This window comes from Marinilabiliales bacterium, assembly GCA_007695015.1.
Classification (GTDB): Bacteria; Bacteroidota; Bacteroidia; order Bacteroidales; family PUMT01; genus PXAP01.
In genome coordinates this window covers 1-4,780 of record REEN01000007.1, presented here as the reverse complement: position 1 = coordinate 4,780, position 4,780 = coordinate 1, and the positions used below count along the sequence as shown (strand labels likewise).

Below are 4,780 nucleotides of genomic sequence, written 5' to 3'. Positions count from 1 at the left end.
TCGCCAAACTCCCTCAATTTGAGCCTGCCATACGGTACATTAAAAAATGTGTCCATCTGGGTCAATAGTTCAGGGGGTTGGCCTGCAAGACCGGCAGCTATGCGTACCTGCCTGTCAAAATTCACTGCCTTTGCCTTTATTTCGATGTTTTGTGCCATCAGTCTGTTGATTAAAATTCGATCGTCAATACCACACCGGCAATATCCATGAGCCAGTGTGCAATGATCAGCGGCCTCAGGCGACGCAGGCGTGCAAACAAAAAAGGCATCAAAAGCCCTATGGGCAGGAACTGCAGGAAACGCCAGATCAGATACTTCCCATCCGGTATAAACGGGAAGAAAATATGTTGCAGCGCCCAGAAAAACCCTACTATGGCCACCGCCACCCATGTTTTCCCCGTAAGGGCCTCAAAACGGGGAAACAGGTAACCATTGTAAAAAGTTGATTCGGTGGCTGACCATATTACCCACCAGATGAACAGGCTGTGAAAAAGCGCCCAGGCAGGAAGCTGGCGGCCGGTCAGCAGTCCAGTTCCAAGGTCCGGTTCAATGGTGCCATAGATTAGAACATTTGCCAGGATTGTTACTCCTATAATGGCAACAGGAAATAGCAACAGGAACAAACCAACTCCGATCAGAATATCACGCCAGAGCGGAATATTTCCCACACGCATCAGGTCCCATATGCTGCATCCCTCCTTTCTGAGAAAGTATATCAGCAACAATATGCAACCGATATCAGCAAAAGTCCCGAATACATTCCAGTATGGTACTGAAGCCATCCACGGTTCGGGATCCCCCTGCAGCCAAAATATGCCGGCCGTGATCACCTGACCCAGAAAACAAAGCAGTGACCGGGCAATCAATAATCCGAACAGGATAACTGGTTTTATGGCTCTGAACTTCTCCCTGGTCTCATCAGGGTAACCATCTTTATCAGTTAACTCAATATTGTTAATTGTTCCCATTGATGATTAACCTGTTGCTTCTATCTGACCAGTTCAATGTCTTTCTGCCTGGCATATTCAGTAAAGAACTTATATACCTTGATTCTGCGATCCCTGCCCATGAGATGGAGCAAGATCTTAACTGTTTTCTCCTCCCTCCGGACTATCTTGATCGAATCTTTTCTCACAATAATTCTCTCAATATCTGACTCATGCACAACAACGGTTTTAATCCATCCATCCCATTTGATTTTTAAACTGCCGTTCAATATCTCCACTTTTGAACTAACAGAACCCATAAAAGGAGTAAAGAAGAAAACGCCAAAACACAGAAAAAACAGAACTCTAACCACGTCCATTGTTTCAAGAGATCCAAAGTCTGCGATAAGGGAAACAACCGCCAGGGCAATCATTAAAGCGCCAAGCACTCTCCTGAATATAAACTGCCCTCTTTGTTCAATAATCAGGTTTTCCATAGTTTCAGGTTTTCGACGCGCCTGCCGGTAAAACTGTTTGCGAACCTATCCAAACCGGTCATCTGACTTCCGGCCTTTGATGGATTTACTCTTTTTCTCAAGCCAGCCTGTGCGGACCTTCTCATATGCATCGAATTCGGGAACATATGGCTTGATGTCCAGAAGCGGTGTTCCGTCAAGAATATCCACGTTACTGATCTCCAGCATACCATCTTCAATATTGTCGAGCTGCACAATTGACAGGCCTATAGGATTAGGCCGTTTTGGTGCCCGGGTCGCAAAAACTCCCCTGGGCACAGTATCCATGAAGGGTACTACATTGAGGTTGAAACCCTGGCTTCGGTGGAAATGGTACAGCAATATTATATGCGAGAATCCTTCAAGGTCCTTCAATCCTGAACGATACTCATCGAATAATTGCACAGTTCCTTTCACCCCGGCCGAACCTGCCGGTTGAATAGGCATGTTTTCAAGCTTCCTGTGCGGACTGTGAATAATCCCTATGGGTGTGAATTCAATCATCTTCTCATTTAACTAATTGCAGAGCTTATCTGGCCATAAAAGTTCGGGCAATAAGAAACTTTTTCGGTGGTCAGCTTTTAATTATCTTTCAATTGCAACTACTGTGGCAATGCTGTCGGGTGCAGCTTCAGGAAGCTGAAGGGCGATACCGCCGTTTGAAGAGGTTACTGTGACCGCTGACCTGTCTGGGTCCGCCAGAAGCCATACCTTACCGGCTACTGTAAGCTCGGGAATGTTCAGCAGCCCCCCTTCGGGCCAATCGAACACATGGGCATAGATAATGTTGTTCTTTGCGGTGTACCTACCCCAGTCAGGCCTTTCAAAAGGGCTGGGATCTGTGCCGTAAATGGCCACCCCGTTGACTTCCAGCCAACGCCCCATAGCCTCCAGCCTTTCCACACTCGGGGCAGGGATAAGCCCTTCGGCGGTAGGTCCTACATTCAGCAGGAAATTACCCCCCTTTGAAACAATATCAATAAGGTTATGTATGAGGGTCTCTTCCGATTTCCAGTTATGGTCAAAATGCTTATACCCCCATGTGTCATTCATGGTCATGCACGACTCCCACCGAACCCCGGGCATTCCGGTTGCCGGGATTTCCTGTTCTGGCGTACCGAAATCGCCTGCAAAATCGCCTTCTGCATCCATACCTGCCATGCCCTGACGACCTTTGTCAACACGATTATTGACAATAAGATCGGGGTTGATGTTACGCAAGTAGTTGTATACCTCTTTCCCCATTTCAGTAGTGTAGTCGGGAATCCACTCCCCGTCAAACCATAAAACACCAATATCGCCATAACCGGTAAGCAGTTCTTTTAATTGCGGCTTCATATAATCTTCAAGGTATCGTGGAAAATTCGGGTTGATATTTTCGGAGGTTCTCCACTGGTTGTATTCTGGCTCCCAGATAGCCTGTGCATCTGGATGGTGCCAGTCCATTATCGAATGATAAAAGCCAAGCCTTATCCCTTCCTTTTCGCATGCGTCTGCCAGCTCCTTAATTATATCGCGGCCAAATGGCGTGGCATCGATCACATCCCATGTTGTCACCCTTGAATCCCAGAGACAGAAACCATCATGATGCTTTGAGGTGATGATAATATATTTCATTCCTGCCCGCCTTGCCAGGCTGACCCATTCTTCGGCATCATATTTAACAGGGTTGAACTGTGTAGCGAACTGCTCGTATTCGGCAATTGGAATATTCAGGCTGTTCATGATCCATTCTCCGATACCATCAACTTTTTCCCCCTTGTACTCCCCTGCCGGGACAGCATAAAGTCCCCAATGTATGAACATCCCGAATTTGGCATCATCCCACCAGGCCATCCTGGCTGCCTTTTCGGCTTCGGTTTCAGTCCGGTGATAGTCAATTTGCGGACTGGTGCAGCAGGACAGGAAAAATGCTGCTGCAATTGCGACAATAAGATAGTTTTTTTTCATTGGCTTAGGTTTTTGATATGAATAATGTTGGTTATGCGATTAATATTGATTCCGGCTTTATTACTCAGCAGACAGGCACCCTGCCAACCGTCGACTGCATCAGGTTCGCTGGCCCTCACTATCGTTGTCCTGCATAGGTGCCCTCTTCTCTCCATATCTTCAGCATCAGTTCATAGCGTTCCAAACTCATTCCTGTGTAAATACAGTTACTGGTTCCAAAGACGTATCCTCCTCCAGGCATTCCATCGGCAAGCGCTCTTCTGACATCGGCCACGACATCTTCGTCGGTTCCGGTCTGAAGCAAGGCACAGTTGACGTTTCCGATCAGACAGACCTCATTGCCAACACGTCTTTTGACCTCGGCCAGGTCAACAAAGCCTTGCGGGTCGAGGCTGTGCAATGCATGAGGATTGGCAGAAACCAGGGAGTCAAGAACAGGCATGATATTGCCATCTGTATGCTTGATCACGTAGAACCCCATTTCGCGATAACCAGCCACAAGTTGCCTGAGATAGGGTGTGACGAACTCGTCGAACATGTCTGGAGGCAGAAACGGGTTATCATTGAAGCAATAGTCCGCGCACAGGCAGAACCCATCAACAAAGCCCCATCTCCTGATTCGTTCACCCCGCGCCAGTGCTTCATCAACAAGACGCCGGGAGTCCTCCTTCATCTCATCCGGCTGGTGAGTGAGCTTCATGACGAAGTCCATCATGTCATTCCCGCCGGGAATAGAGTATGTCGCATCACCATGCAGTGTAATCAGGTAGTCCATTCCGGACAACTCGCGTACGTGTTCGATCGACAACCGGATATCATCTTCCTTCCATCCGGCCGGAGAGTGATAAAGCATTCCGGCGTGCTCGTACCGGCGAGCCACTTCAACGTGCAGTTCAGCTACATCACGCCTGTGCAATGTACGTTCCTGTTCCGACATCTGCTCCCACTGCAGGTACTGCCTCTGAGATGGATGGACCCGGCCGAAGGCTTCCATCGTAAGAAAGAACTCCAGCTCGAAATGAGGCACTCGGCCAACTGGTATCTCCCGGTCAAGTGCTGCTATAAATGATTCTCTTGGTGTCATATTTAGCGATTGGGTATTTTAAGGACAACCTGCCTCCATGCGGTATTGGCTTTTGCACCCGCCACACCTGCTTTTGCCTTCTGTGTGGAAACCTGGGCAAAGCCTGCAGGACAAGCCGCAGATACCGGTTTCAGGATATTTAATCTGCATACAATAAACGCTAATATTACTTATAGAACACCGCCAACCAGATAGTTAATTGACCGGGATCTGTCCGCGATACTCTATGCTTGCAGTGCGCCGGGATATTTATGTGATCACCCTTTGACAGATGAGCAACAGAACCATCCTCAAAGGTTATAGTCC

Annotated in this window: 7 protein-coding genes; all 7 read right to left on the bottom strand. The window is 48.0% G+C overall.

The genetic code is table 11. From position 1 onward, the window contains the following. On the bottom strand, window positions 1-158 hold a 158-nt coding region (locus EA408_00155; GenBank protein TVR75585.1), incomplete at its 3' end, for an adenylate cyclase. An 11-nt stretch (window positions 159-169) separates the two neighbouring features. Beyond that, window positions 170-967, bottom strand: a complete 798-nt coding sequence (locus EA408_00150) for a CPBP family intramembrane metalloprotease (GenBank protein TVR75584.1) — start codon at window positions 965-967, stop codon at window positions 170-172. 20 nt (window positions 968-987) lie between these two features. Next, window positions 988-1,422: a hypothetical protein gene (locus EA408_00145; GenBank protein ID TVR75583.1), complete on the bottom strand. Its 435-nt coding sequence runs from the start codon at window positions 1,420-1,422 to the stop codon at window positions 988-990. Window positions 1,423-1,467: 45 nt separating this feature from the next. After that, window positions 1,468-1,944 (bottom strand): tRNA (N6-threonylcarbamoyladenosine(37)-N6)-methyltransferase TrmO, encoded by a 477-nt coding sequence (gene tsaA, locus EA408_00140; GenBank protein TVR75582.1) that lies wholly within the window; start codon window positions 1,942-1,944, stop codon window positions 1,468-1,470. Window positions 1,945-2,025: 81 nt separating this feature from the next. Next, window positions 2,026-3,390: an alpha-L-fucosidase gene (locus EA408_00135; GenBank protein TVR75581.1), complete on the bottom strand. Its 1,365-nt coding sequence runs from the start codon at window positions 3,388-3,390 to the stop codon at window positions 2,026-2,028. Between the two features lie 118 nt (window positions 3,391-3,508). Next, the gene (locus EA408_00130) at window positions 3,509-4,474 is read right to left on the bottom strand and encodes a hypothetical protein (protein ID TVR75580.1); all 966 of its coding nucleotides are present in this window, start codon (window positions 4,472-4,474) and stop codon (window positions 3,509-3,511) included. Window positions 4,475-4,640: 166 nt separating this feature from the next. Beyond that, on the bottom strand, window positions 4,641-4,780 hold a 140-nt coding region (locus EA408_00125; GenBank protein TVR75579.1), incomplete at its 5' end, for a cupin.